The organism is Paludibacterium purpuratum, from assembly GCF_004363805.1.
Lineage (GTDB): Bacteria > Pseudomonadota > Gammaproteobacteria > Burkholderiales > Chromobacteriaceae > Paludibacterium > Paludibacterium purpuratum.
Genome location: NZ_SNZP01000013.1, coordinates 90,622 through 117,096, shown reverse-complemented (window position 1 = coordinate 117,096; position 26,475 = coordinate 90,622). Strand labels below are relative to the sequence as shown.

Sequence of the window (26,475 nt, the reverse complement as noted above, 5' to 3'; positions counted from 1 at the left end):
AGAAACCGATGTCCCAAACCGATCCCCGCTTCGACCCAACCCGCCAGATCCGCGCCCCGCGTGGCGCCGAACTTACCTGCAAGAGTTGGCTGACAGAAGCTGCCTACAGAATGATACAGAACAATCTGGATCCCGAGGTGGCGGAAAACTCTCAAGCGCTGGTGGTCTACGGCGGCATCGGTCGCGCCGCGCGCAATTGGGCCTGCTACGACAAGATTCTGGCAACGCTGCAACGCCTGGAAGACGATGAGACGCTTTTGGTACAGTCCGGCAAACCGGTCGGTGTGTTCCGCACCCATGCCGACGCGCCGCGCGTGCTGATCGCCAATTCGAACTTGGTGCCGCACTGGGCCAATTGGGAGCATTTCAACGAGCTCGACCGCAAGGGCTTGATGATGTACGGCCAAATGACCGCCGGTAGTTGGATCTACATCGGTACGCAAGGCATCGTGCAAGGCACCTACGAAACCTTCGCCGAAGCCGGTCGCCAGCACTACGGCGGCGACAATCCGTGGCGGGGCCGTTGGATTCTGTCCGCCGGCCTGGGCGGCATGGGCGGCGCGCAACCGCTGGCCGCCAGCTTCGCCGGCGCCACTTCGCTGATGATCGAATGCCAGCAGTCGCGCATCGATTTCCGCCTGCGCACGCGTTATCTCGATGTACAGGCGCGCGACTTGGAACACGCCCTGGAACTGATCGCTCACCACACCGCCCGTGGCGACGCCGTCTCGATCGGTCTATTGGGCAATGCCGCCGAAATACTGCCGGAATTGGTACGCCGCGCTCGCGCCGGCGGTCCTCGGCCGGCACTGGTCACCGACCAGACCTCGGCGCACGACCTGATTCACGGCTATCTGCCAGCAGGTTGGACGCTGGATCAATGGCAGGCCGCGCAACGCGACCCGGCACAGCACGACACCCTACGTTCTGCCGCCGCACGCGCCTGCGCCGAGCACGTGCAGGCGATGCTCGACTTCCAGGCCATGGGCGTACCGGTCACCGACTACGGCAACAATATCCGTCAGGTCGCGCTCGACCAAGGCGTGAAAAACGCCTTCGACTTCCCGGGATTCGTGCCGGCTTACATCCGCCCGCTGTTCTGCGAAGGCAAGGGCCCGTTCCGCTGGGTGGCGCTGTCGGGCGATCCGCAAGACATCAAGAAGACCGACGATAAGCTGCGCGAGCTGTTCCCGGAAAACAAGGCGCTGGCGCGCTGGCTCGATATGGCCGAAGAGCGGATCGCCTTCCAGGGCTTGCCGTCGCGCATCTGCTGGCTCGGCCTGGGCGAACGTCATCGGGCGGGCCTGGCCTTCAACGAGATGGTGGCGAACGGCGAACTGTCGGCGCCGATCGTGATCGGCCGCGACCATCTGGATACCGGCTCGGTGGCGAGCCCCAACCGCGAAACCGAATCGATGCAAGACGGCTCGGACGCCGTGTCCGACTGGCCGTTGCTCAACGCATTGCTCAACACCGCCGGCGGCGCCACCTGGGTATCGCTGCATCATGGCGGCGGCGTGGGCATGGGCTTCTCGCAGCATGCCGGCGTGGTCATCGTCGCCGACGGGTCGCCGGCTGCCGCCCGACGTCTGGAACGTGTACTGTGGAACGACCCGGCCACCGGCGTGATGCGTCACGCCGACGCCGGTTACGACATCGCCGCAAACTGCGCGCGCAAGATGGATCTCGATCTGCCGATGCAGGGAGAATAGTCAATGCATACTCTGACACTGAAACCTCAGCAACTGACCCTCAAAGACCTGCGCGCCATCTGGCAGGACGAAGTCCGCTTGGAAATGGATCCGGCCGCCTGGCCGGCGGTGCAGGCCTCGCATGACGCGGTCGCCGCCATCGTCGCGCGCGGCGCGCCGGCTTACGGCATCAATACCGGCTTCGGCAAACTGGCCAGCACGCAAATCGAAAACGACCAACTGGCGCAACTGCAAACCAACCTGATCCGCTCGCATTCGGTCGGCGTGGGCGCGCCGATGGAAGATCGCGTGGTGCGCCTGATCCTGGCCACCAAGATCGCCAGTTTGGCGCGCGGCGTATCGGGCATCCGCCGCTCGGTGCTGGAAACCATGTTGGCGGCCTACAACGCCGGCATCGTGCCGCTGATTCCGTCCAAGGGCTCGGTGGGCGCCTCGGGCGACCTGGCGCCGCTGTCGCACATGACGCTGGCGCTGATGGGCGAAGGCCGCGTCCGTGTCCAGGGCGTCGAGCAATCCGCCGCCGAGGCGCTGGCCGCCGCCGGCATCGCGCCGATCCTGCTTGCCGCCAAGGAAGGGTTGGCGCTGATCAACGGCACCCAGGCATCGACCGCGTTGGCGCTGCAGGGGCTGTTCCTGGCCGAGCGGGTGTTCGCCGCCGCCATCGCCGCCGGCGCCTTGACGGTGGATGCCGCCCGCGGCTCGGATGCGCCGTTCGACGCGCGCATCCACGCCGTGCGCGGCCAACCGGGCCAAATGGCCGTGGCCGATCACTACCGCGAACTGCTGGCGGGCTCTGCCATTCGCCAATCGCATTTAGTGGGCGACGATCGCGTGCAGGACCCCTACTCGCTGCGTTGCCAGCCGCAAGTCATGGGCGCCTGCCTCGACCTGATGCGCCAATGCGCGCGCACGCTGGAGATCGAAGCCAATGCCGTCTCCGACAACCCGCTGATCTTCGAGGAGCGCGACGGTCATATCGTCGTCTCCGGCGGCAACTTCCACGCCGAGCCGGTGGCATTCGCCGCCGATACCCTGGCGCTGGCCATCGCCGAAATCGGCGCTTTGTCGGAACGCCGCATCGCGCTGTTGATCGACGCCAGCCTCTCCAAATTGCCGCCGTTCCTGGTGCAGAACCCGGGACTCAACTCCGGTTTCATGATCGCGCATGTCACCGCCGCCGCGCTGGCGTCGGAAAACAAGTCGCTGGCGCATCCGGCCAGCGTGGACAGCCTGCCGACCTCGGCCAACCAGGAAGACCACGTCAGCATGGCCACCTTCGCCGGCCGACGCCTGACGGACATGGCGCAAAACACCGCGCACATCGTCGGCATCGAACTGTTGGCCGCGGCCCAAGGGATAGACTTTCAGCGCCCATTGAAAAGCTCGGATAAACTAGAAGCGGTACATGCGCAATTGCGCGCCGAAGTGCCGTTTTATGGTGAGGACCGCTACCTGGCCCCCGATCTCAACGCGGCGCAACAGATGGTCTTATCCGGCAAGTTCGATTTCGCCGCGCACCACCTGCTGCCCTCCATCGAATCATGATGCGCTATGGATACCAAAACCAAACTGGAATGCAGCGACTTCAATCCCGATTACTGGCACGGCCGCTGCGATGACGAAGAGCCGGGCTTTGCCCGGCGCTGGCATCAGGAGGTCACCCCGGTCAAGCCGGGCCTGCCCGGCGTCGCGCTATTGGGCTTCGCCTGCCACGCCGGCATCGTCCGCAATCATGGCCGCGCCGGCGCCGAAGCCGGTCCGCGCGCCATCCGACGCGCGCTGGCCAATGTGCCGCTGCCCGGCCCGGCGACGTTGTACGATGCCGGCGACGTCTTCTGTAACGGCGACCAGTTGGAGGCCGCGCAGGCGGCCTTTTCCCACAGCGTCAGCCATCTGCTGGCCAATGGGCACCGCGTCATCGGTCTGGGCGGCGGTCATGAAATCGCGCTGGCAAGCTTCAACGGCCTGCTGGACGCCTGCCAGGCCGCCGGCGAGGCGCAGCCGAAAATCGGCATCGTCAACTTCGATGCCCACTTCGACCTGCGCGCCGGCGAACGCGGCACGTCCGGCACGCCATTCCGCCAGATCAGCGAACGCTGCGCCAAAGACGGCGTACCGTTTAGCTACCAGTGCTTCGGCATCTCGCGCTTCGCCAATACCGCCTCGCTGTTCGACAAGGCGCGCGCGCTCGGGGTGCGCTGGCGCGAGGATGAACACCTGACGCAAGCTGATCTGGCCGATGCCAAAGCCGAGCTGCTCGACTTCATCGCCGGGGTCGACCATCTCTACCTGACCATCTGCCTTGACGTACTGCCGCCTTCGCTCGCCCCCGGCGTCTCGGCGCCATCGGCGCGTGGCGTGGAGCAAGCGGTGCTCGAAGCGCTTCTCGATGCCGCGGTCGCCAGCGGCAAGCTCAAGTTATTCGATCTGGCCGAACTCAACCCGGAACTGGATCTGGATATGCGTACCGCACGCGTCGCCGCACGGCTGGCTGCCCGCGTGGCCGAATCCTGGGGGCGTGAATGAGTCGGGACGGCCTGATCGACAACGTCAACTTGGCCACTTTCGCCGGCGAGGGCTACAGCGAAATCCGCGATGCGGCCATCGCCTGGCGCGACGGCCGTATCGCTTGGCTTGGCCCGCAGGTGGATCTGCCGGGCGAATACATGGATCTGTCGCGCCAGGACGGGCACGACGGTTGGCTGACGCCCGGCCTGATCGACTGCCACACCCACTTGGTCTACGCCGGTAACCGCGCGGGCGAATTCGAGGCCCGGCTAAATGGCGTGAGCTACCAGGAAATCGCGCAGAACGGCGGCGGTATCGCCGCCACCGTGCTCGCCACCCGCGCCGCCAACGAAGAGTTGTTGTTGGCCATGAGCTTGCCGCGCGTCGACGCGTTGCTGGCCGAGGGGGTCGCCACATTGGAGATCAAGTCCGGCTACGGTCTGGATCTGGTCAGCGAGCGGCGCATGTTGCGCGTGGCGCGCCAGATCGGCGAAGTCCGCGCGGTCACCGTGCGCACCACCTTCCTTGGCGCGCATGCCTTGCCGACGGAGTATGCCAACCGTCCCGACGACTATATCGACATCCTGTGTCGCGACTGGCTGCCGCGACTCGCCGACGAAGGATTGGTGGACGCGGTGGATGCCTTCTGCGAGCGCATCGCTTTCTCGCCGGCCCAGGTAGACCGGTTATTCGACGCGGCCGACCGACTGGGCCTGCCGGTCAAACTGCATGCCGAACAATTGTCCAACCAGGGCGGCGCAGCCTTGGCGGCGCGTCATCGCGCACTGTCGGCAGACCATTTGGAGTGGCTCGACGAGGCCGGCATCGCCGCCATGCGGGACGCCGGCAGCGTGGCGGTTCTGCTGCCCGGCGCCTTCTATTTCCTGCGCGAGACCCGACTGCCGCCCATCGACGCGCTAAGGTCGGCCGCCGTGCCGATGGCGCTGTCGACCGACTGCAATCCCGGCACGTCCCCAATCACCTCCTTACTCGCCGTCGCCAATATGGGCGCCGTGCTGTTCGGCCTGACGCCGCAGGAGGCGCTGGCCGGCATCACGCGCCACGCGGCGCAAGCGCTCGGGCTCGCCGATCGAGGCCAGCTCGCGGTCGGCATGCGCGCCGACCTGGCGCTATGGCACATCCAGGAGCCGGTAGATCTGGTCTACCACCTCGGACAGCGACCGCTCGCAGCCTGCTGGATCGGAGGCGAACCTCGGGACTCAGTATGATCCTGTATCGATTGAATACCGCCGACTTCAAGCGCATGCCATGGAAGAACGGCGGCGGCGAAACCACCCAACTCGCCATCTGGCCCCCCGAAGCCGATCTCGACAACTTCGACTGGCGCGTCACCAGCGCCCGGGTGGACAGCAGCGGCCCCTTCTCCGCCTTTCCCGACATCGACCGCTCGCTCGCGCTCCTGTCCGGCGGCGATCTACGGCTCACCGTCGCCACCGGCGGCGAGCAATCCGACGAGCTGACGTTGCATCCAGGCGAACAATGGAATCAGTTCGCCGGCGAGACATCGGTCTATGGCGAGGTGGCGCCCGGCAGCACGCTGATCGACTTCAACGTCATGACCCGGCGCGGATGCTACCGCCACCGATTGCGACCGCTACGGCTCGACGGCGAACAGTGGGTCGATCACCCGCTGTGGCTGATCTACCTGACCGCCGGCAGCCTGCGCGCCGGATCGTTGACGCTGTCGATTTCGCCGGGAGAGCTCTTGTGGTCAGAGGGCCCGGCCTGGCTTCGCGGCCAGGCCGAGGGATGGTTGGTCGAGATCGAAACGCTCGCAGGGGCGGAGTCGGGTTGACCGATTCCCCCGGCGACGCGCTGAACGCGCTAATGTCATACCCGGCGAGATCGAAAGAGGAGATTGATCATGGACATCGAAAAAATCGCCAAGGCCATCGAGACCGATATTGGGGAAGCACTCCCTGAGCTGCGTCAGGCGCTGGCCGAGGCAGAGGCAGGCATTGGTCGCGTCACGACGCCTGAGCAGATTCTCCTTCGTGAAGCCAGAGTCAAAACCGGCCTGTCCCAAAAAGAGTTCGCGCAACGTATCAACACGCCGCCATCTACCTTACGCGACTGGGAACAAGGACGCTTCAAACCGCCTGGCGCGGTCGTGTGCCTGATGCGCTTGCTGATGAACCACCCCGAGCTTTCCAACGAACTGGCAAGTCCGGTATAGACATGTTCACTCGGCGTCCGGCTGTCGCTCCGGCGCCGCGGACTGAAATGCCGGCAGTTGCATGCACTGCTCGTAAATGCGCAGTGCGGTGGGCAGCCCATCGAGCCGGCAACTGAAACGCAACGCGTTGAAAATCTGTGGCACCAGGCAGCAATCGGCCAACGTCGGCGTATCGCCGTGGCTGAAGCGTCCGGTGCGCGCGTCGCCGGCCAACTGACGTTCCACCACCGCCAAGCCGTGTTCGACCCAATGCCGGTACCAGCCGTCGCGCGCCGCCTGGCTGACGCCGAGCTCGTCGCGCAGATAGGCCAACACGCGCAGATTGTTGAGCGGGTGGATTTCGCAAGCGATGGATTGCGCCAGCGCCCGAACGCGCGCACGGCCGGCGGGGTCGGCCGGCAATAGCGCCGGGCCCGGGCAGGTTTCGTCCAGGTATTCGATGATCGCCAGCGACTGGGTCAGCAATGTCCCGTCGTCGTCGAGCATCGGCACCAGTTCGGCCGGGTTGAGCGCGCGAAACGCGGGAAGATGCTGTTCGCCGCCATCGCGCAGCAAGTGCACCGGCACCGTCAGGTAATCCGCCCCCTTGAGCGCCAGCGCGATGCGCACGCGATAGGCCGCGGAACTACGGAAATAACTGTAGAGCTTACGCATCGGCCGACCCTCGATCCCCGGCCGGCAGCACCTGGCCCACCGCTGCGCCGAAGCCGATGCGTGCGGCGCCCGCGCGCTCGCAATAGCCGCGCATCGTCACCGTGTCGCCGTCTTGCAAAAAGCGCCGTTCTTCGCCATTGGCCAGTACCAGCGGCTGCTTGCCGCCGGCGCTCAACTCCAGCAAGGAGCCAGCCTCGTCCGCCGCAGGTCCCGACATGGTGCCACTCCCCAGCAGGTCCCCCGGTTGCAAGCCGCAACCGTTGACGGTGTGGTGCGTCACCATCTGCGACACGCTCCAATAGGCATGACGGAAACTGGTGTGCGACAGGCGCGTCTCGGCCTGCCCTTCGCGCTGCATGCGTTCGGTCTGCAGCCACACTTCCAATTGGATATCGAACGCGCCCTCGCGGCGCAACGTCGCCGACGCCAGATAGGGCAGCGGCTGCGGATCTTCGACCGGGCGGGTCCATTCGACGCGGAAAGGTGCTAGAGCCTCCAACGTGACGATCCACGGCGAGATGGTGGTGGCGAAGTTCTTCGCCAAAAACGGCCCGAGCGGCTGATATTCCCAAGCCTGGATGTCGCGCGCCGACCAGTCGTTGAGCAGGCACAGCCCGAACACATGCTGTTCGGCCCGATCCAAGGCGATGTGGGAGCCGAGCGGATTGCCCTGGCCGATGAAAATACCCACCTCCATCTCGTAATCCAGGCGCTGGCTCGGCCCGAAGCTCGGGTGTTCGGCCCCCGGCGCCATGGTCTGCCCGCATGGCCGCAAAAATCGTTGGCCGGACACGCCGATCGACGACGCCCGGCCGTGGTAACCGATCGGCACCCACTTGTAGTTGGGCAACAGCGGGTTGTCCGGTCGGAACAACTTGCCGACATTGGTGGCGTGGTGGATCGAGGCGTAGAAATCGGTGTAGTCGCCGATGCGGGCCGGCAGGGCGAACTCGGCGTCGCTTTGCGGCACCAGGCAGGGCTTTACTAGGTCGGCCATCGGCGAACCTTCGCGCAGTGCGCGCGATAAGCTCAAACGTAGCGCCGACCAGGCGCGCTGACCCAATGCCATGAAATCGTTGAGTGCCGGGGCCGCACACGCGGCAAGCGCCACGGCAGCCTCGCCTTCGAATACGCCCGCCGCCGCCAGCGCCGCCAGATCGACAATCCGGTCGCCGATCGCCACGCCGCCGCGATAACTTTCGTCGCTGCCCGCACGGCGGAACACCGCGAACGGCAAATTCTGGATGGGGAAATCCTGGCCGGCGCGATTGGCCGATACCAGCCAACTCGTCAGTTCGGGGTCGTGCGTTTCATTCAACAAAACATTCATGGTCGCTCCAAGATGAAGAGCCTGTTCACGCTCTAAGGGCCTTCTGCATTACAGCGCAAAGCCATTTATCACTCAAACAACGTTTTTTTATGAATTTATTAGAAAAACGGATAAATAACGCGGCAGCCGCCGAACTTCAGTTTGGGGTAATGGCGTAAAGGCGGTAATTTCGCGGTTCGCCACGGACAATACGGTAATGACGCAACACCCCCTCGAAAACGAAACCGCAGCGCTCCAGCATGTGGGCCGAGGCGTGGTTACTATCGAGGACGGTCGCCTGAATACGCACGTAACGACGCTGCACGAATCCCCATTCGACCATGGCACGGCAACACTGCGAGGCCAATCCCCTCCCCCAATGCTCGCAGGCGAACTCATAGGCGATCTCGGCGGTACGATGGCGCGTGGAAATGGTATGGAAACCGACCGTACCCAGGAACGCGCTATCGGTCTGCCGCAAGACCGCCAGGCGAATCGGCGAATCTGGATCGGAAGAAAGATACGATGTCACCAACGGCGCCAGTTCTGCGGCCGACGCGATCGACCAACTGGTGTGCTCTGTCACATGCGGATCGGATAGGCAACGGTACCAAGCGTCGATATCTTGCCGGTCAATTTGCCGCAATGTCGCCTCGCCTGAAGGCAAGGGCAATTCCTGTTCGATGCGCATGTAGCTCGTCCTCTATTGATGCTCTTGCTTAGAGCCTAAGCCTAAGGGACGGGCCCGCACCACGCAACGGCATCACCAAAAGACATAATATGTTGCAGTCTCACAGAAAAATCACTTGCAACTAGACGACCGGTCTAGTAGAGTTCGACTCGAACTAGACGACCAGTCTAATCTTTTTGCAGGAACCGCCATGAACCCGACCCTCGAACAGATGCAACAGCACCACAGTGTGCGCAGTTATCAAGACAAGCCGGTCGATCCGGCCGTGCTCGACGCGATTCTCGATGCCGCCTGGAAAGGCCCGACCTCGATCAACGGCCAACAAGTGTCGTTGGTGGTGGTGCAAGACGCGGCGCGCCGAGCGCGCATCGCCGAAATCGCCGGCGGCCAGCCGTGGATCGCCCAGGCGCCGGTCTTCGTCGCCGTGGTGATCGATTTTCACAAGACCGCCGTCGGTGCGGAGTTGGCTGGCGAGTCGCAAGTCATCCACCAAAGTGTGGAAGGCTTCGCCGTCGGCGCGGTGGATGCCGGCATCGCGTTGGGCAACCTGATGACCGCCGCGCGCTCCGCCGGACTCGGCGTGGTGCCGATCGGAGGCATCCGCCGCGACCCGCAGGCGATGATCGATCTACTCGGCCTGCCGCCGCGTACCTTTGCCGTGGCCGGTGTGGTCATCGGCCATATCGAGCAGGACGGCAGCATCAAACCGCGTCTGCCGCGCGCGAGCTTCGTGCATCGCGAACGCTATGACACCGCGGCGATCGCGCCGTCGATCCGCGCATACGACACCGAGCTCGCACAATACTGGCAGCAAATCGGCCGCCCCGATGGGCAGCCCTGGTCGGCCAACACCGCCCAGACCTACAAAACCGTTTACTTCCCGCTGACCGCCGTGGTGGCGCGTAAGCAGGGTTTTGGCTTCGATCAATAAATCCGAAAGGAACATGATGAATTTGGACAAGTTGTTCACCCCGCTGCGCGTCGGTGCCGTCACCCTGAAAAACCGCGTGGTCATGGCGCCGCTGACCCGTCTGCGCAATACCGAACCGGGCGATACGCCGACGGCACTGGCGGTCGACTACTACCGTCAGCGCGCCAGCGGCGGGCTGTTGATCGCCGAAGGCACGCACATCTCCCCCACCGCCAAGGGCTACGCCGGTGCGCCGGGCATCTATAGCGAAGACCAAGTGCGCGCCTGGCAGCCCGTCACCGCGGCCGTGCACCAGGACGGCGGCCTGATCGCGCTGCAACTGTGGCACACCGGACGGATTTCGCACCGTTCGCTGCAGCCGGACAATGATGCGCCGCTGGCGCCGTCGGCACTGCGTGCCGAGAGCAACACCAATATCCGCACCGCCGACGGCGGCCTAGAGCGCGTACCCTGCGACGAGCCGCGCGCCATGGAGTTGTCGGAAATCGAAGATATGTTGGAGGACTACCGCCGCGCCACCGACAATGCGCGCCGCGCCGGCTTCGACTTGGTGGAAATCCATGCCGCACATGGCTATCTGCTACAACAATTCCTGTCGCCGCAAGCCAATCAGCGTACCGATGCCTACGGCGGCAGCATCGAAAACCGCGCCCGGCTGGTGCTGGAAGTGGTCGATGCCGTGGTGGGCGAATGGTCGGCGGACCGCGTCGGCATCCGGATCTCGCCGCTGGGCATCTTCAACGGTTTGTCCGATGTCGGCCAAGAGGAAATGGCGCATTACCTGGTCAAGGAACTGGCACGCCGCAAGCTGGCCTTCCTACATATCTCGGAACCCGACTGGGCCGGCGGGCCGGCACTGACCGAGGTATTCCGCCAAGCGGTGCGTGCCGAATACCCGGGCGTGATCATCGCCGCCGGCGGCTACGACGGTGCCAAAGCGGAAGCCGTGATCGCCAAGGGCTACGCCGACGCGGTGGCCTTCGGCCGCAGCTACATCGCCAACCCCGACCTGGCCGAGCGACTGCAAACCGGCGCGGCGCTGAACCAGCCCGACCTGTCCACCTTCTACGGCGGCAGCGCCAAGGGCTACACCGACTACCCGACGCTATAGCGCCGCCATGGCAATGCAAAGCGGCCTTTCGAGGCCGCTTTGTCGACCCGCCTACCGCTCTTGTGTCAAGTCAAAACCTCCACGCTTCTGCTTGGCGATAGGAATGATCTGACTTCTCTTCCCCCATCCGCTATCTAGACTGGACTCCCATACCGAGTTATCGGCACTTTTAATGAGGAGTTCGCCATGTCATCCTCGATTCTGTTATCGCCGACCCTGATCGGCACCATCTCCGTTGCCAACCGCATCGCACTGGCGACAGGGCTTACCAACCTGCGCGCCGATGCGCGCGGCATTCCCACCATGGCGGCGACCGACCTCGGTCCGGCGGGCATGCTGCTGGCGCCGCCGGCCACCATCGCCGCGACCGGCTATGCACACATGGGTATGCCGGGCCTATTCAATACGGAGCAATGGCGTGGATGGCAAACGGTCATCTGCGCCAGCCGGCAAGCCGGCTACCGCCTGGCACTGCCACTGACCCACGCCGGGCGGGTATCGCACCGCAGGCTGCAGCCGCGCCGGCGCGCGCCCTTGGCGCCCTCGGCCAGCCAGGCGGCCTGCTTCACCTCGATCGCCAATGCGCACGGCGGCGTCACGCGCGCGCGCTGCGGCCGAGCCCGGGCGCTCGGGGCACACGAGATCGAAGGGTTGACCGAGGCCTTTCACCGTGGCGCGGCCCAGGCACTCGCCGCCGGAGCGGATTGGGTGGAGATCGACGCCGCGCACGGCTATCTCTTGCATCAGTTTCTCTCGCCCGCCATCAACCGTCGCAACGACCACTATGGCGGCAGCCTAACCAACCGCTTGCATCTGGTGCTGGCGGTGCTGGATGCCGCGCTACAGAACTGCGCCGCCAACTTGCTTGGCTTGGCACTGGCGCCATGCGGCGTGTTCAACGGACTGCTGTCCGGTACGGCGCTGGCGGAAGCCTCGCTGGAATTAGCCTCGCAGGCCAACGCGCGCGGCCTGGCGTATCTGCGCATCATCGAGCCGACGTGGCCCTTTGGGCCGCAAATCAGCGAGCGCTGGTGGCGACAGTTACGCCAGGCCTTTCATGGCCCCCTGATCGTCACCACGCACCACGGTCAGGAACACGCTGCGCGCCATCTCGACGCTGGCTTCGCCGATATGGTCTGTTGTAGCACTGCGGCTGACACCTGCAGGCAAATAGCTTAGGCGCGCCCCAACCAGCGCAAGGCGCCGGGCAGCACGCTGACACGAACCGGTTCTCTGCCGATCCGTTCGCCGTCGGCTTCCAGCGGGCATCCCGGCGGCTCGGTGCTTATCCGCAGCCCGCGGCTTTGGGCATAACACACGCGCGCATCGTCGATAGGCCGTGCTTGGCGCAGCAACGGCAGTAGGCGCAAAAATGCCGCCACCGTGGCATTGCGGATCATGACGATCTCAAGCAAACCATCGTCCAGCCGCGCCCGCGGCGCCACACCGAGTCCGCCGCCAAAGTAGCGCCCGTTGGCTAGGCACAAGTTGATCATCGATTCCTCGCGCACGTTCCCCTCGTCGAACGTCAGCCGCAAGCGCGCCGGCCGCCAGGTCAAGAGCGACAACACCGTACCCAGTCCATAGGCGAGCCCCGCCGGTAACCAGCGCGGCATCCGTGCCACCCGGTCGACCACGGCGGAGCTGATGCCGAGCGAAGCGATATTGGCGAAATAACGCGTCGCTGGCTGCGAGCCGAGCGTTTCGATGCACCCCAGATCCAGCCGGCGCGCGCTACCGCTCTGAATCAGCCGGTACAGCCGAGACACCGAGGCGTTCATACCGATCGAGCGTGCGAAATCGTTACCGGTGCCGACCGGCAAAATGCCCAGCGTCACGCGCTCGCGCTGAGCGGCCGGCGCACGCATGACGCCGTTGACGACCTCGTGCACGGTGCCATCCCCGCCCACCGCGACGACAAAATCGCAGCCCTGTGTCACGGCCTGGCAAGCGACCTCCTCGGCGCGCAGGCCGGAACTGGTGATGTGGATGTGCACCGCGTAGCCACGAGAAAACTGGCGCAGCAGCCGGTCGGGCCAATGCGCCGGGCTGCGACGACCATGCAGAATGAAGCAAATATGCGGTTGAGCCATCGGAGAAGAGTACGGGCTAGCGGCAAGGCAATGCAAGCCACATAAAGTAGAGCAGCCCGGTCGCCGTTGAACCATAAATAAAGCAATGACGCACGGACGAGCCGTCATCGAGTAACAGGGGATTTTCTGGCTGCGTGACACGAAAACGGCTACACTATGGGGTTGCTCCGGAGGCCCGCCTCCGACTGCCGCGCCGGGTGAGACCGATCCCGAGTGCCGCGACCTCGACTGTTTATCGATGGAACATTGTATGGAACAAAACAACGAAAAGGCCCTGGTCGTCCTCTCCGGCGGCCAGGACTCGACCACCTGCCTCTTTTGGGCGATCCGCCGCTTCGGCCTTGCCAACGTCTCGGCGGTCACGTTCGACTACGGTCAGCGCCACCGCATCGAACTCGATAGCGCACGAAAAGTCGCCGCCATTGCCGGCGTCGAGCAAATCGAGTTGCCGATCGACACCTTTGGCGCCATCGGCGGCAATGCGCTCACCGACGCAGCCATCGCGCCGCAGACCGGCGACACACCCGACAGCGCGGCCCTGCCCAACACTTTCGTGCCGGGGCGCAACCTGATCTTCCTGACTTTCGCCACCGCGCTGGCCTACACCCGCGGCATACGCCACATCGTCACCGGCGTGGCCCAGACCGACTACTCCGGTTATCCCGACTGCCGCGAAAACACGCTCAAGGCGCTGGAACTGGCGATTCGCCTCGGCATGGACGCACCGCTGTCCTTACATGCCCCGCTGATGTACCTGACCAAAGCGCAGACGGTGCACCTGGCGCAAGAAGTCGGCGCGATGGAGGCCATGGCCTGGAGCCATACTTGCTACAACGGCGCCGTGCCGCCCTGCGGCCAGTGCGACTCGTGCCGCCTGCGCGCCAAGGGCTTCGCGGATGCCGGCATCGCCGATCCGCTGGTCGTGCGTACCGCGCGGAGCTGAACATGCATACGACCTTCCTACTGGCCGCCACCGGTTTCGAGGCCGCCCGCCGTATTCCCGGCGCGACCGACGAGCGATTGATCAATACGCACGGCCATAGCTTCCGCGCCCTGGCGCGCGCCGACGCCACGCATACCGACCAGGCTACGCTGGAAGCGGCGCTCGCCACCGCGGCCGCCCCGCTCCACTACGCCCAGATCAACGACACGCTGGCCGATCCGGACGACCTGGGCATCGCCCGTTACCTAGCCGATAGTATTTCCAGCCCGGTGACGCTGGCCCTGCAAAGCTCGATGCGCCGCGGCGCACTGGTCGACAACAACCTGGCACTGGTCAGCCTGACCGTCTCGTTCGAAGCCGCGCACCAGCTGCCGCAAGTGCCGGCCGGCCACAAATGCGGTCGCCTGCACGGCCACCGCTTCGGCGTGCGCTTGTTCGCCGATGCCGCCCGTTGCGACCACATGCGGCTGGAGGCTGCTTGGCAGCCGTTGTTCGAGCGACTCAACCACCGCTATCTAAACGATATCGACGGCCTGGACAACCCGACCAGCGAAGTGCTGGCCAAATGGCTGTTCGAGCGCTTGCGCGATACGCTGCCGGGCCTGGCCTGGGTCGAAGTCCGCGAGACCCACAGTGCCGGCAGCCAATACGATGGTCAGCACTTCAACATCTGGAAAGAACAACGCTTCGAAAGCGCGGTGCCGTTCGCACAAGACGGCGCCTATACCGGCCACAGCTATTTGATTCGCCTGATGCTGACCGGCGACCTGGATCGCACCATGGGGTGGGTGCTCGACTTCGGCGACGTGAAGGACCGCTTCAAGCCGGTCTACCGCCAGTTGGATCACAACCCGCTCGACCGCCTGTCCGGCATCCGCAACGGCAAGAGCACGTCGGTGGCGGAATGGGTGCACGTCCACCTGGCGCCGCTGGTGCCAGAATTGTCGCGCATCGACCTGTACGACACCGCCGAGCGCGGCGTGTCGCTCACCTTCGATCACGACATGCGTTGGCCGCTGCTGTAAAGAGAACGCCATGTACACCGTCAAGGAAATCTTCTACACGCTGCAGGGCGAGGGCGGACAGACCGGCCGCGCCGCGGTGTTCTGCCGCTTTGCCGGCTGTAACCTGTGGAGCGGCAAGGAGCGTCATCGCGCCCAGGCCATCTGCCAATTCTGCGATACCGACTTCGTCGGCACCGGCCCGGACGGCGGCAAGTTCGCCGACGCCGAAGCGCTGGCCGAGCGCGTCGCCGCCGCCTGGCCGGATCGCAATCAAGGCCGGCCCTACGTGGTCTGTACCGGCGGCGAGCCGCTGTTGCAACTGGACGCCCCCCTGATCGACGCGCTGCATGCACGCGGCTTCGAGGTGGCGGTGGAGACCAACGGCACCGTTGTCGCCCCGCAGGGCATCGACTGGCTCTGCGTCAGCCCCAAGGCCGGCGCGCCGCTGCGGCAGACCTCCGGCAGCGAGCTCAAGCTGGTCTACCCACAGCAGACCGCCCTGCCCGAAACCTTCGAGCACCTCGACTTCACCCACTGGTATCTGCAGCCGATGGATGGGCCGGATGCCGACGCCAATCTGCAAGCCGCCATCGCCTATTGCCTGGCGCACCCTCGCTGGCGCCTGTCGCTGCAGACTCACAAAACGATCCGCATTCGCTGATGTCGGCGCCATCGCCCCCTGCCCCGGGGGCGAGTATTTTTCGCTCGATAGAAAGATGTCATCCAACGGCGGGCGTGACATAATCGTTGGCCCGATCCCTCTTTCGACGCCGATGACCGCAAACGCTACTACCCTGGTTGTGCAATCCGCCGAGCCGCTCGACGACGCGCGGCTTTCCCGGCTGGTCGAACTGACTGCCGCCCACGCCATCGAACGCCCCGAGCCGACCCAGGCACGGCTGGCTGGCGCCAGTACCGGCGCGCGCGCGATCGTTGCCGAGCTCTGCCACGACTGGTCGTGGGACGCGGGCTGGTTACCATCCGACATGCGCTTTGCCGACCTGGGACTGGTCGTCTCGGATATGGACTCGACGCTGATCACCATCGAGTGCATCGATGAGATCGCCGACATGCAAGGCCTGAAAGCGCAGGTGGCGGCGATCACCGAACGTTCGATGCGCGGCGAACTCGATTTTTCCGCCTCGCTGGTCGAACGCGTCGCGCTCTTGGCCGGACTCGATGCCGCGGCGCTGGAACAGGTCTATGCTGAGCGGGTGCGCTTGACGCCCGGCGCGGAGCGGCTTGTCGCCGCCTGTCGGCAGCACGGCGTGAAATTCATGCTGGTTTCCGGCGGCTTCACCTACTTCACCGACCGGCTTCAGCAGCATCTTGGACTCGACTACAGCTTCGCCAACCAACTGGAAGTGCGCGACGGCAAGCTGACCGGCCGCGTGCAGGGACGAATCGTCGATGCCGATGCCAAGCGCGAGCTGCTGATCGAGACGCGCGAACGCCTGGGACTGCGAGCCGACCAGGTGCTGGCGGTCGGCGACGGCGCCAACGATTTGAAGATGCTGACCGAAGCCGGCATTGGCGTGGCATTCCATGCCAAGCCGGTGGTGCGCGCGCAGGCGGATGCGACCATCAATGCCGGCGGCCTGGATGGCATCTTGCGTTTGTTCCGCTAAATTTCACCGATTATGCTTCAATGAATATGGAATAGGTTCGAGGAAAACATGTCACCGCTGCCAACGCTTACCACCGCCAGTTTCGATGCCGAGCTCCCCTTCGCCGCCATCCCGATGGCGCAAAGTGCCTGCACGCCGCAACAGGTACGGGAAACCCGGCTGGCGCTTCGCGTCCTGGCGGCGCCGGTCGACAGCGTGGAAAACACCGATCCGCTCTTGCAACGCTTGGAAGCCAAGTTGGATCTGGCACTGGAAGTCAGCCTACTGTCGCGCTATCCGGAACGGCCGATGCTGACCTCCTGCCGCGTCGGGCTCGACGCGATCGGCTGGCTCTCGCAGCACCCGTACACGCTGGGCGAAAAACTGCGGATCGAGATGTTCCCGCACGCCGATTCGGCGCTGGTGCTCTATCTGGCGGCGACCGTCAGCGCCAGCGTGCCGATAGAGGGCGGGCAACATCAGATCACGCTGGACATCCTGCCGGCACTCGACGAGTTCACCTTGCACCTGTGGGAGAAATGGGTTTTCCGGCGCCACCGCCGAGGCATCCTGGCACGCTAGGGGCAGCCCCGTGGCACCGATTTTAGGAGAGGTTCCATGCTTACCACCGACCGTGCCGCAGCATCGTTAGATCCTTGGGAAGGTTTCCAGCCCGGCAACTGGCAACATGCCATCGATGTACGCGACTTCATCCAACTGAACATCACGCCCTATACCGGCGATGCGGGCTTTCTATCCGGCGCAAGCAGCCGCACCCGTGCCGTCTGGGAAGCGCTGACTCCACTGCTCAAACAAGAACGGGAAAAAGGCGTGTTGGACGTCAGCACCGACGTCGGCGCCGGTATCACCGCCTATGGTCCGGGCTATATCCTCAAGGAGCGGGAGTTGATCGTCGGTCTACAGACCGACGCGCCGCTCAAACGTGCCATCATGCCCTTCTCCGGCATCCGGATGGTCGAGACGGCGCTCAACGCCTACGGCTACCAACTCGACCCGACGCTGAAGGATGTCTTCAGCCGCTATCGCAAGGATCACAACCAAGGCACTTTCGATGCCTATAACGCGGAAATTCGCGCCGCGCGCAAGTCGGGCATCATCACCGGCTTGCCGGACGCCTATGGCCGTGGCCGCATCATCGGCGACTACCGCCGCGTGGCCCTGTACGGTATCGACCGCTTGATCGCCGACCGGCAAGCGCTGTATGACGAACTGGACGAGCGCGACTTCACCGAGGACGTGATCCGGCTGCGCGAAGAGTTGTCGGAACAATATCGCGCACTAGGCGAACTCAAGAGCATGGCGGCGAGCTACGGCTTCGATATCGGCCGCCCGGCGCACAGTGCGCAAGAAGCGGTGCAATGGCTGTACTTCGGCTACCTTGCGGCCATCAAAGAACAAAACGGCGCCGCCATGTCGCTTGGCCGCGTCTCCACCTTCCTCGACGTCTACCTCCAGCGCGACCTGAACGCGGGTCGGCTTGACGAGGAACGCGCGCAGGAGCTGATCGACGACCTGGTGATCAAGCTGCGTATCGTGCGCTTCCTGCGTACGCCGGAGTACAACGAACTGTTCTCCGGCGACCCGACCTGGGTGACCGAAAGCATCGGCGGCATGGCCATGGACGGCCGCACACTGGTGACCAAGAACAGCTTCCGCTTCCTCAATACGCTATTCAATCTGGGTCCGGCACCGGAGCCGAACCTGACGGTGCTGTGGTCGGAACATCTGCCGCAGGGCTTCAAGGATTTCTGCGCCAAGGCCTCGATCGACACCAGTTCGATCCAGTACGAGAGCGACGACGTCATGCGCCCGCACTGGGGCGACGACTACGGCATCGCCTGCTGCGTCTCGGCCATGCGCATCGGCAAGCAGATGCAGTTCTTCGGCGCGCGCGCCAACCTGGCCAAGGCGCTGCTGTATGCGATCAACGGTGGCGTGGACGAGAAATCCGGCGTGCGCGTGGCGCGCGGCTTCACCCCGATCTCGGGTGAGCTACTCGATTTCAACGAAGTGATGATCAAATACGATCTGCTGCTCGATTGGCTGGCGCGCACTTACGTCAAGGCACTCAACTGCATCCACTACATGCACGACAAGTACGCCTACGAGCGCATCGAAATGGCGCTGCACGACCGCGACATCCTGCGCACCATGGCTTGCGGCATTGCCGGCCTGTCGGTGGCCGCCGACTCGCTGTCCGCCATCAAATACGCCAAGGTGCGTATTCTGCGCAACGAGCAGGGTCTGGCGGTGGATTTCGAGATCGACGGCACCTACCCTGCCTTCGGCAACAACGACGACCGAGTCGACCAGATCGCCGTGGATCTGGTGCATCGTTTCATGGACAAGGTGCGGCGGCAAAAGACCTATCGCCAAGCCATGCCGACCCAGTCGGTGCTGACCATCACGTCCAATGTGGTATACGGCAAGAAGACCGGCAATACGCCGGATGGCCGCCGCGCCGGCGAACCGTTCGCACCGGGCGCCAACCCGATGAACGGCCGCGACCACCTGGGTTTCGTCGCCGCCGGCGCCTCGGTGGCCAAGCTGCCCTACGACGATGCGCAAGACGGTATCAGTTGGACCGCCTCGGCCACGCCGGATGCACTGGGCCACACGCTATCCGAACGGATCGCCAATCTATCTGCCTGCCTGGACGGTTATTGCTGCGCCGGCGGCTTCCATGTCAACGTCAACGTGCTGGATCGGGCGAAACTGGAAGATGCCATGGAGCATCCGGAGCTATACCCGCAACTGACGATCCGGGTATCCGGCTATGCGGTGAACTTCGTCAAGCTGTCGCGCGAGCAACAGTTGGACGTCATCCACCGCACCTTCCACGCCGCCATGTAGGGGGCACTCGCGGTAGACAACCGGACAGGCACGGCACCGACATTTGCCATGTGCCTGCTCCGGGTTTGGCTGCGGCATGGGCTCGTTCCAGGCTATACTGACGCCGACATCTGCCGCGCCCTCGCAATCAACGAGCACAACCGGCAATCACACAGGCAAACCAATAAGATCAAATGAATATACCGGCCGGGATGAAAGCTGGCACGACCCAGCACGATGTGGAGTGGATTCTCACCTTGTTCGGCACCGCCGTGGGCGCCGGCATACTCTTTCTACCGATCCAAGCGGGATTCGGCGGCATCTGGCCGGTGCTGATTCTCAGCTGCGTCAGTTTTCCGGTGGTTTGGCTTTCGCATCGCACACTGACGCACTTGGTCGTCACCCACAAGCAACCTTGCGAACTGCCTCAGGTGGTGGAGGACGACTTGGGCGGCGCAGCCGGCCTGGCGGTCAGCCTGCTCTACTTGATGTTCTACTTGGCACTGGTGGTGGCATTCGCCACCGGCATGATCAACATCGCCGCCACGTATATCGAAAACCAGCTCGGCCTGGAAGCCATGCCGCGGCCGATTCTGTGCCTACTGATCGCACTGGGCCTATCGGCGGTCATGCTGACCGCCGGCGAAAGCGCCATCCTGCGCATCACCTCGGGCATCGCCTTTCCGCTGATCGCCGCGCTGTTGTTCCTGTCGATCTACCTGATTCCGAGCTGGAACCCGGCGATGTTCGCGCAGGTGCCCGACGCCTGGGCTTTGAGCAAGAGTCTGTTGCTGATCGTGCCGATCCTGTATTTCAGTATGGATTTTTCGCCGATTTGCGCCATGCTGGCGGCCTCCTACCGGCGCCACTACCCGGACGCGCGCGTGGCGATGCGTCGTAGCGACCGCGCCGTGTACTGGAGCAGCCTGATGCTGTTGGTGTTCGTACTGTTCTTCACCTTCTCCTGCGTGCTGGCCACCGAACAACACGACTTGACCTTCGCATTGCAACACAACATCGACGTGCTGACGCTGATGTCCCTGCACATCAAGCCGCGCCTATTGCGCTACAGCCTTCCGCTGTTGGCATTCGCCACCATCCTGCACTCGTACTTTTCGGCCTTTCTCGGCGCGCGCAACGGTCTGATCGGCCTGCTCGGCCAATGGCGGCGCCAGCAGCAACATCCGCACGGACTCCACTCGCTGGAGTGGATCACCACCTTGGCGATTGCCCTACCGCTGTGGGGATTCGCGCTGGCCGACCCATCGATCCTGGCGCTGATCGGCATGGTGGCCGCGCCGATCATCGCGCTGGTCTGCTATGTGATGCCGGTCTACATATTCCGCCGCGTACCGCGTTTGGCGATCTATCGCGAACGGGCCAGTGTACTGGTACTGCTGGCGGGCCTCTTGGTGATGGTCAGCTACTGGGTGGGTACGCACCTGTAGCCCCCTCCGCTTCGGCGCAATGCCACAGGCATTGCACCCTACCTTCCTACGATTTCAAACCATCCAGCAGTTTCTGGTGGATGCCGTTGAAGCCGCCGTTACTCATGACCAGCAGTTGATCCCCCGGCCGGGCGGTTTGCAGAATCGCCGTCAACATTGACTCGAAATCGTCGAAGGTTCGCGCACGTTCGCCCAGCGGCGCCAACGCTTCGGCCGGATGCCAGCCGAGCCCTGCCGCCGAACAGAACACCAAGTCGGCATCGGCGAGTGCCTGTGGCAAAGCGTCCTTCATGGTGCCGAGCTTCATGGTATTCGAGCGCGGTTCGAGCACGGCCAGGATGCGCGCCGAACCCACCTTGCTGCGCAGCCCTGCAACCGTGGTGGCGATCGCCGTCGGGTGGTGGGCGAAGTCGTCGTAAACCGTAATGCCATTTACCTCGCCGCGAACTTCCATACGGCGTTTCACATTGCGGAAATGCGTCAGCGCCTCGATGGCGGTTTGCGCCGTTACGCCGACATGACGCGCGGCGGCGATCGCCGCCAAGGCATTCATGCGGTTGTGCTCGCCCAACAGTTCCCAGGCGACACGCCCCTGCCGCTGTCCGTCGAACAGGACGTCGAAGTGTCCTTGATCGTCGCTCGGCCCTGCCTGCCAACCGCCGGCCACGCCGAACGACTCGACCGGCGTCCAGCAGCCCTGTGCCAGCACGCGCGCGAGGCTCTCTTCGCGTCCATTGACCACAATGCGGCCGTTGGCGGGAATGGTGCGCACCAGGTGGTGGAATTGCGTCTCGATGGCCGCCAGGTCGGCGAAAATGTCGGCGTGATCGTATTCCAGGTTGTTGAGAATGGCCGTCCGCGGGTGGTAATGCACGAACTTGGACCGCTTGTCGAAGAAGGCCGTATCGTATTCGTCGGCCTCGATGACGAAGAATGGGCTGAGACTTGCCGGATCCTGCGTCGGCCGGCCCGGCATGCGCGCCGACACGCCGAAGTTCTGCGGAATGCCGCCGATCAGGAAGCCCGGCGCCAGGCCGGCATGTTCAAGAATCCAGGCCAGCATCGAGCTGGTGGTGGTTTTGCCGTGCGTGCCGGCCACGGCAAGCACCCAGCGGTCGCGCAGCACATGCTCGGCCAGCCACTGCGGCCCGGAGCAGTACGGCAGGCCACGGTTAAGGATCTCCTCCATCAACGGCTTGCCGCGCGTGACCACGTTGCCGACCACGAACATGTCGGCGCCGATATCGGCCTGCGCGGCATCGAAGCCCTGAATCAATTCGATGCCCATGGCCTCCAACTGGGTGCTCATCGGCGGATAGACGTTGGCATCGCAACCGGTAACCCGATGGCCGGATTCGCGAGCCAGGGCGGCGACACCGCCCATGAAGGTACCGCAGATACCGAGGATGTGGATATGCATAGGGTAAACAGCGAAAACAATTAAAGCCGGTAGCTTACGCGGGAATAGCCCCCCTCTCAACCGGATTTCCCGCGGCGCCGCAGAAACTGCGACGCCGCCGCACCGGAATCAAAAGAACAGCAGCGTCAACAGCACAAACACCGGCAGCAGAAAGGTGCAAGACCAGCCGAGGTAAGCGAAGAAGCTCGGCATTCTGACGCGATGATGACTGGCGATGCTCTTGATCATGAAGTTGGGCGCATTGCCGATATAGGTCATCGCCCCCATGAAAACCGCACCCATGGAGATCGCCTGCAGGGTCGAGGACAACCGCCCCATCAGGATGTGCGCGTCGCCGGCCGCCATATTGAAAAACACCAGGTAGGTCGGTGCGTTGTCGAGGAAACTCGACAGTAAGCCGGTCATCCAGAAGTAGGCCGGATCGTGAGGCTGTCCGGACGGGAGGGTCACCAACCGCGACAAGCTGGCCAGCGGTCCGGCGTGGCCGGCGCGCAGCATGGCGATCACCGGCGCGATGGTGATGAAGATGCCGGCGAACAGCTTGGCCACCTCGGCGATCGGATGCCAATTGAATTCGTTGCCGGCACGCACCCAGCGTGGCGTAAGCCAGAGCGACAGTCCGGTAAGCAGCAGCAACATCGCATCTCGTACCATGTCCTGCAGCGGCAAGTGCACGCCGAACAGCGACAGCTCGATGCCGGGTTTCCACACCCCGGACAACAGCACGGCGCAGATGGCAAACATCAACAACAGCAGGTTGATCCGCCCGGACAGGCGCAGCGGTTCGTCCGGCCCATGCGTCGGATGCTGCTGGCGCTCCTTGCGGAAATAGTGCCGGTCGAGAAAATAGAACATCGCCAACAACAGAGCCACCGCCACCAGTACCGGGGCCAACATATGGCGGAAGGTCCACTGAAAGCTCACGCCGTTGAGAAAGCCGAGAAACAGCGGCGGATCGCCGAGCGGCGTCAGTCCGCCGCCGATATTGGCCACCAGGAAAATGAAGAACACCACCACATGGACCTTGTGATGCCGGCCCTTGTTGGCGCGCAACAGCGGTCTGATCAGCAGCATGGCGGCGCCGGTGGTGCCCATGACCGGCGCGAGCAACGCGCCGAGCGCCAGGATGCGGGTGTTGAGTGCCGGTGTGGCATGCAGCCGCCCGGTGAGCAAGATCCCGCCCGACAGCGTATACAGCGTCAACAACAGAATCAGGAAGGGTAAGTACTCGGTCAACAGCGCGTGCGCCAACAGCCCGAGCATCGCCTCGATGCCGAACCACGAGACGAACGGCAGCAGGAAGGCCAGCGTAAACACTGCCACGATCTTGCCGAAGTGATGATGCCAAATGGACTCGGCAAACATCGGAAACAGCGCAATCGACAGCAGGATGGCGGCAAAGGGCAGCCCCCACAGCAGACTCAGGCTTGCGCCATCGAGCGTGGCCGCTTGCGCCGCCATCGGCACAAGGAGCAGTAGCCCCGCCAGCAGTTTTTGTTGCATTGTCATTCCCTACTCTTTCTGCATGATATCCAGAGTGCAGGGAATGCCGGGAGGCCTGCCCGGCCCCGCGCTATCGACTGCCTCTCTGGATGAATTCGATCTTGTAACCGTCCGGATCCTCGACGAAAGCGATGACCGTTGTGCCATGTTTCATCGGACCGGCTTCGCGCACCACCTTGCCCCCTTTGGCGCGCACGGCGTCACAAGCGGCGGCCGCGTCGTCGACCTCGAGCGCAATGTGGCCAAAGCCTGCGCCCAGTTCGTACTCGGCCGTATCCCAGTTGTGGGTCAGCTCCAGCACGGTATGCTCGGACTCTTCGCCATAGCCGACGAACGCCAGGGTAAAGCGCCCATCCGGAAAATCCTGACGACGCAGCAGGCGCATTCCGAGCACCTGCTGATAGAAAGCCAAAGAGCGCTCGAGGTTCCCCACGCGCAGCATGGTATGCAATATTCTCATTGAATTTATCTCCTTTTGGTATCGATTCAGCCAAAATCGAACAGGCTTTCGCCTTGCCGGCGCAGCCAGGCGCGCGCAGTGCGCCAGTCCGGATACAGTCGCCCGGTTTCCTGCCAAAAGGCCGGCGAATGGTTCATATGGCGCAAATGCGCCAATTCGTGGGCGATCACGTAATCGAGGATGGTCGGCGGCGCCTGGATCAAACGCCAATTCAGGCGAATGCGGCCATCGCGATGGCAACTGCCCCAGCGTGTACGCGCAGAGGACAACAGCAGCTGTCCGGGTGCGCGCGCGGCCAACGGTGCCAGCCGGCGCAGATGGCGCGGAAATACTTCGGCGGCCTGGCAAAACAGGAAATGGGCTACCTGCGCACGCACATCCCCCGCCGTACCGCCCACGCGCAACGCGTCGTCGGTCAGGGCGGCGCCGGCGGGCCGCGCCGGCTCGCAAAGCAAAGCCAGCGGCCGCCCCTGCAGGCAAACGGCCTGCGGCGCTGCGGCCCGGGCCAGCAGCAGCGCCTGTTGGCGCTGCCAATGACGCCAGATCCAATCGCGCTTTTCGTCCAGCACCCGCTGCAGCATCGAAAGCGGCACACGGGCATGCGCCGCCAATTCGATGCGGCCGTCGAGTACCCGGATGCCGATGGTCCGGCGCGCACGGCGCGAGACCACGATCTCGGGGCGGCTGCCGTCAGGCAGAGCGAGCTGGAGCACCAGAGCGCGCCTGACCGGCACAGGGACCGACACCGCCGATTTCCTGCTGGCGCGCCTCGATCCAGTCCGCGGCCTCGGACATCAGATCGTCGGCACTCTTGCCGGCTTCCGGGGCAATGGCGGGACCGATCACCATGGTGATCAGGCCCGGGTATTTGAGAAACGAATTGCGCGGCCAGAATTCGCCGGCGTTATGCGCCACCGGCACCAATGGAATTTGCAGGTCGATCGCCATGCGCGCCGCGCCCAGCTTGTACTTGCCGCGTACGCCGGGTTTGACGCGCGTGCCCTCGGGGAACACGGTGATCCAGAAACCGTGACGCAAGCGCTCGCGCCCCTGCTCGATGATTTGCTGGTTGGCGCGCGCCCGCTCGGAGCGGTTGATCATGATGGCGTTCATCAACGCCAACCCCCAGCCGAAGATCGGAATCCACAATAATTCGCGTTTTGCGACGTAGATCTGATACGGGAAAATGGTTTGCAGCGACAGGGTTTCCCAGCCGGATTGGTGCTTGGAGCAAATGATGGACGGTGTATTGGGAATATGCTCGGCACCGATCAGCCGGTATTTGAGGCCGATGACGTTTTCCAGCATCCACATCAGCACCTTGCACCAGGCCACGCCGAGGAAATGACGGCGGCGGCGCGGCAGCGGCGCGAGCAGCAGCAGACACAGGAAGAACACGGTGGTGGAGATGACCAGCACCACCCAATAGAGCAGGTTGCGAATCCAGAGCAGCATCGGGCCTCGTTTCGAATTATTGGTAATCGGGGGATTGAATCAGGAATTCGGCGGCATCGTAGAGATTGTCGAACACTCGGGTATGCTCCGGCAGCTCGCCACCGGCCAGGGTCTTCTGTCCCTTGCCGGTCTTGACCAGGATCGGATGGCCGCCGGCGGCGTCGATGGCCTGCAAATCGCGCAGACTGTCGCCAACCATGGGCAGCGAATCCGGGCGCACATGGAAGCGCTCGGCGATTTCCAGCACCATGCCGGGTGCCGGTTTGCGGCAACGGCACTGATCGTTGCGGGTATGCGGGCAGAACACCACGGCATCGATACGCCCACCGGCTTGATTGACCAGTCGGTGCATTTTTTCGTGCATGGCATTGAGCGCATGCATGTCGAACAAGCCGCGGCCGATGCCCGACTGATTGGTGGCAACGACCACGCGCCAACCCGCCTGGGTCAGATTGGCGATCGCCTCCAGACTATCGGCGATCGGCACCCACTCGGCTGGGCTTTTGACGTAGTCATCGCGGTCTTCGTTGATGACACCATCGCGATCGAGAATCACCAGCTTCATACGGATCTCCA

The 26,475-nt window shown here is 63.9% G+C and carries 26 protein-coding genes; 16 read left to right on the top strand and 10 right to left on the bottom strand.

Annotation, left to right across the window (positions count from 1 at the left end; all coding sequences use genetic code 11):
- The first annotated feature begins 8 nt into the window (after nucleotides 1–8).
- The 6 genes from hutU (at nucleotide 9) to DFP86_RS15445 (ending at nucleotide 6,417) form a co-directional block, all read left to right on the top strand.
- Nucleotides 9–1,712: a urocanate hydratase gene (hutU, locus tag DFP86_RS15470; RefSeq protein ID WP_208108357.1), complete on the top strand. Its 1,704-nt coding sequence runs from the start codon at nucleotides 9–11 to the stop codon at nucleotides 1,710–1,712.
- Between the two features lie 3 nt (nucleotides 1,713–1,715).
- Nucleotides 1,716–3,257 (top strand): histidine ammonia-lyase, encoded by a 1,542-nt coding sequence (gene hutH / locus DFP86_RS15465; protein WP_133682865.1) that lies wholly within the window; start codon nucleotides 1,716–1,718, stop codon nucleotides 3,255–3,257.
- A 6-nt stretch (nucleotides 3,258–3,263) separates the two neighbouring features.
- Entirely contained in the window at nucleotides 3,264–4,238 is a 975-nt protein-coding gene (gene hutG / locus DFP86_RS15460) for a formimidoylglutamase (protein ID WP_133682863.1), read from the top strand.
- Entirely contained in the window at nucleotides 4,235–5,449 is a 1,215-nt protein-coding gene (gene hutI, locus DFP86_RS15455; RefSeq protein WP_133682861.1) for an imidazolonepropionase, read from the top strand. Before hutG ends, hutI begins: the two co-directional genes overlap by 4 nt.
- A complete protein-coding gene (locus DFP86_RS15450) occupies nucleotides 5,446–6,036 on the top strand; it encodes a HutD/Ves family protein (RefSeq protein WP_166642295.1) in 591 nt (196 codons plus the stop codon). The genes hutI and DFP86_RS15450 overlap by 4 nt, the downstream gene beginning before the upstream one ends.
- Before the next feature lie 69 nt (nucleotides 6,037–6,105).
- Nucleotides 6,106–6,417, top strand: a complete 312-nt coding sequence (locus DFP86_RS15445) for a helix-turn-helix domain-containing protein (protein WP_133682857.1) — start codon at nucleotides 6,106–6,108, stop codon at nucleotides 6,415–6,417.
- Between the two features lie 6 nt (nucleotides 6,418–6,423).
- Here DFP86_RS15445 and maiA read toward each other — a convergent pair whose 3' ends face one another.
- The 3 genes from maiA to DFP86_RS15430 form a co-directional block, all read right to left on the bottom strand.
- Nucleotides 6,424–7,071: a maleylacetoacetate isomerase gene (gene maiA, locus DFP86_RS15440; RefSeq protein WP_133682855.1), complete on the bottom strand. Its 648-nt coding sequence runs from the start codon at nucleotides 7,069–7,071 to the stop codon at nucleotides 6,424–6,426.
- Entirely contained in the window at nucleotides 7,064–8,401 is a 1,338-nt protein-coding gene (gene fahA, locus DFP86_RS15435) for a fumarylacetoacetase (protein ID WP_133682852.1), read from the bottom strand. The genes maiA and fahA overlap by 8 nt, the downstream gene beginning before the upstream one ends.
- 136 nt (nucleotides 8,402–8,537) lie before the next feature.
- Nucleotides 8,538–9,071 carry a GNAT family N-acetyltransferase gene (locus DFP86_RS15430; protein ID WP_133682849.1) on the bottom strand — a complete coding sequence of 178 codons (534 nt, stop codon included), beginning with the start codon at nucleotides 9,069–9,071 and terminating at the stop codon, nucleotides 8,538–8,540.
- A 190-nt stretch (nucleotides 9,072–9,261) separates the two neighbouring features.
- On the opposite strand from DFP86_RS15430, the gene DFP86_RS15425 reads away from it, so the two are divergent.
- The 3 genes from DFP86_RS15425 to DFP86_RS15415 all read left to right on the top strand — a co-directional run bounded on the left by DFP86_RS15425 (nucleotide 9,262) and on the right by DFP86_RS15415 (nucleotide 12,292).
- Complete coding sequence (locus DFP86_RS15425; RefSeq protein WP_133682847.1) at nucleotides 9,262–10,002, top strand: NADPH-dependent oxidoreductase; 741 nt, start codon at nucleotides 9,262–9,264, stop codon at nucleotides 10,000–10,002.
- 13 nt (nucleotides 10,003–10,015) lie between these two features.
- Nucleotides 10,016–11,113, top strand: a complete 1,098-nt coding sequence (nemA, locus tag DFP86_RS15420) for an N-ethylmaleimide reductase (RefSeq protein ID WP_341802667.1) — start codon at nucleotides 10,016–10,018, stop codon at nucleotides 11,111–11,113.
- Between the two features lie 186 nt (nucleotides 11,114–11,299).
- A complete protein-coding gene (locus tag DFP86_RS15415) occupies nucleotides 11,300–12,292 on the top strand; it encodes an oxidoreductase (RefSeq protein ID WP_133682845.1) in 993 nt (330 codons plus the stop codon).
- On the opposite strand, the gene DFP86_RS15410 is transcribed toward DFP86_RS15415, so the two are convergent.
- Nucleotides 12,289–13,206 (bottom strand): diacylglycerol/lipid kinase family protein, encoded by a 918-nt coding sequence (locus DFP86_RS15410; protein ID WP_166642294.1) that lies wholly within the window; start codon nucleotides 13,204–13,206, stop codon nucleotides 12,289–12,291. The two genes, DFP86_RS15415 and DFP86_RS15410, sit on opposite strands and share 4 nt — an antisense overlap.
- A 250-nt stretch (nucleotides 13,207–13,456) precedes the next feature.
- Between DFP86_RS15410 and queC the strand changes: the two genes are divergently transcribed.
- The 7 genes from queC (at nucleotide 13,457) to DFP86_RS15375 (ending at nucleotide 21,061) form a co-directional block, all read left to right on the top strand.
- Nucleotides 13,457–14,149, top strand: coding sequence for a 7-cyano-7-deazaguanine synthase QueC (gene queC, locus DFP86_RS15405; protein ID WP_133682841.1), 693 nt, complete (start codon nucleotides 13,457–13,459; stop codon nucleotides 14,147–14,149).
- Nucleotides 14,150–14,151: 2 nt separating this feature from the next.
- A complete protein-coding gene (locus tag DFP86_RS19880; protein WP_133682839.1) occupies nucleotides 14,152–15,174 on the top strand; it encodes a 6-pyruvoyl trahydropterin synthase family protein in 1,023 nt (340 codons plus the stop codon).
- A 10-nt stretch (nucleotides 15,175–15,184) separates the two neighbouring features.
- A complete protein-coding gene (queE, locus tag DFP86_RS15395) occupies nucleotides 15,185–15,814 on the top strand; it encodes a 7-carboxy-7-deazaguanine synthase (RefSeq protein WP_133682838.1) in 630 nt (209 codons plus the stop codon).
- Nucleotides 15,815–15,926: 112 nt separating this feature from the next.
- A complete protein-coding gene (gene serB / locus DFP86_RS15390; protein WP_133682836.1) occupies nucleotides 15,927–16,781 on the top strand; it encodes a phosphoserine phosphatase SerB in 855 nt (284 codons plus the stop codon).
- A gap of 48 nt (nucleotides 16,782–16,829) precedes the next feature.
- Nucleotides 16,830–17,342 (top strand): hypothetical protein, encoded by a 513-nt coding sequence (locus tag DFP86_RS15385; RefSeq protein WP_133682834.1) that lies wholly within the window; start codon nucleotides 16,830–16,832, stop codon nucleotides 17,340–17,342.
- 36 nt (nucleotides 17,343–17,378) lie between these two features.
- Nucleotides 17,379–19,634 (top strand): formate C-acetyltransferase, encoded by a 2,256-nt coding sequence (gene pflB, locus DFP86_RS15380; protein WP_133682832.1) that lies wholly within the window; start codon nucleotides 17,379–17,381, stop codon nucleotides 19,632–19,634.
- Between the two features lie 173 nt (nucleotides 19,635–19,807).
- Nucleotides 19,808–21,061, top strand: a complete 1,254-nt coding sequence (locus DFP86_RS15375; protein ID WP_133682830.1) for an amino acid permease — start codon at nucleotides 19,808–19,810, stop codon at nucleotides 21,059–21,061.
- A gap of 46 nt (nucleotides 21,062–21,107) precedes the next feature.
- On the opposite strand, the gene mpl is transcribed toward DFP86_RS15375, so the two are convergent.
- The 6 genes from mpl to gmhB form a co-directional block, all read right to left on the bottom strand.
- Entirely contained in the window at nucleotides 21,108–22,481 is a 1,374-nt protein-coding gene (gene mpl / locus DFP86_RS15370) for a UDP-N-acetylmuramate:L-alanyl-gamma-D-glutamyl-meso-diaminopimelate ligase (RefSeq protein ID WP_133682828.1), read from the bottom strand.
- Nucleotides 22,482–22,589: 108 nt separating this feature from the next.
- A complete protein-coding gene (locus tag DFP86_RS15365) occupies nucleotides 22,590–23,984 on the bottom strand; it encodes a sodium:proton antiporter (RefSeq protein ID WP_133682826.1) in 1,395 nt (464 codons plus the stop codon).
- 70 nt (nucleotides 23,985–24,054) lie between these two features.
- On the bottom strand, nucleotides 24,055–24,444 hold the full coding sequence (gloA, locus tag DFP86_RS15360; protein ID WP_133682824.1) for a lactoylglutathione lyase: 390 nt from the start codon (nucleotides 24,442–24,444) through the stop codon (nucleotides 24,055–24,057).
- A 26-nt stretch (nucleotides 24,445–24,470) separates the two neighbouring features.
- Nucleotides 24,471–25,157 carry a M48 family metallopeptidase gene (locus DFP86_RS15355; RefSeq protein ID WP_243729418.1) on the bottom strand — a complete coding sequence of 229 codons (687 nt, stop codon included), beginning with the start codon at nucleotides 25,155–25,157 and terminating at the stop codon, nucleotides 24,471–24,473.
- Complete coding sequence (locus DFP86_RS15350; RefSeq protein WP_133682822.1) at nucleotides 25,135–25,899, bottom strand: lysophospholipid acyltransferase family protein; 765 nt, start codon at nucleotides 25,897–25,899, stop codon at nucleotides 25,135–25,137. The genes DFP86_RS15355 and DFP86_RS15350 overlap by 23 nt, the downstream gene beginning before the upstream one ends.
- A 16-nt stretch (nucleotides 25,900–25,915) precedes the next feature.
- Entirely contained in the window at nucleotides 25,916–26,464 is a 549-nt protein-coding gene (gene gmhB / locus DFP86_RS15345) for a D-glycero-beta-D-manno-heptose 1,7-bisphosphate 7-phosphatase (protein ID WP_133682931.1), read from the bottom strand.
- Nucleotides 26,465–26,475: the final 11 nt, after the last annotated feature.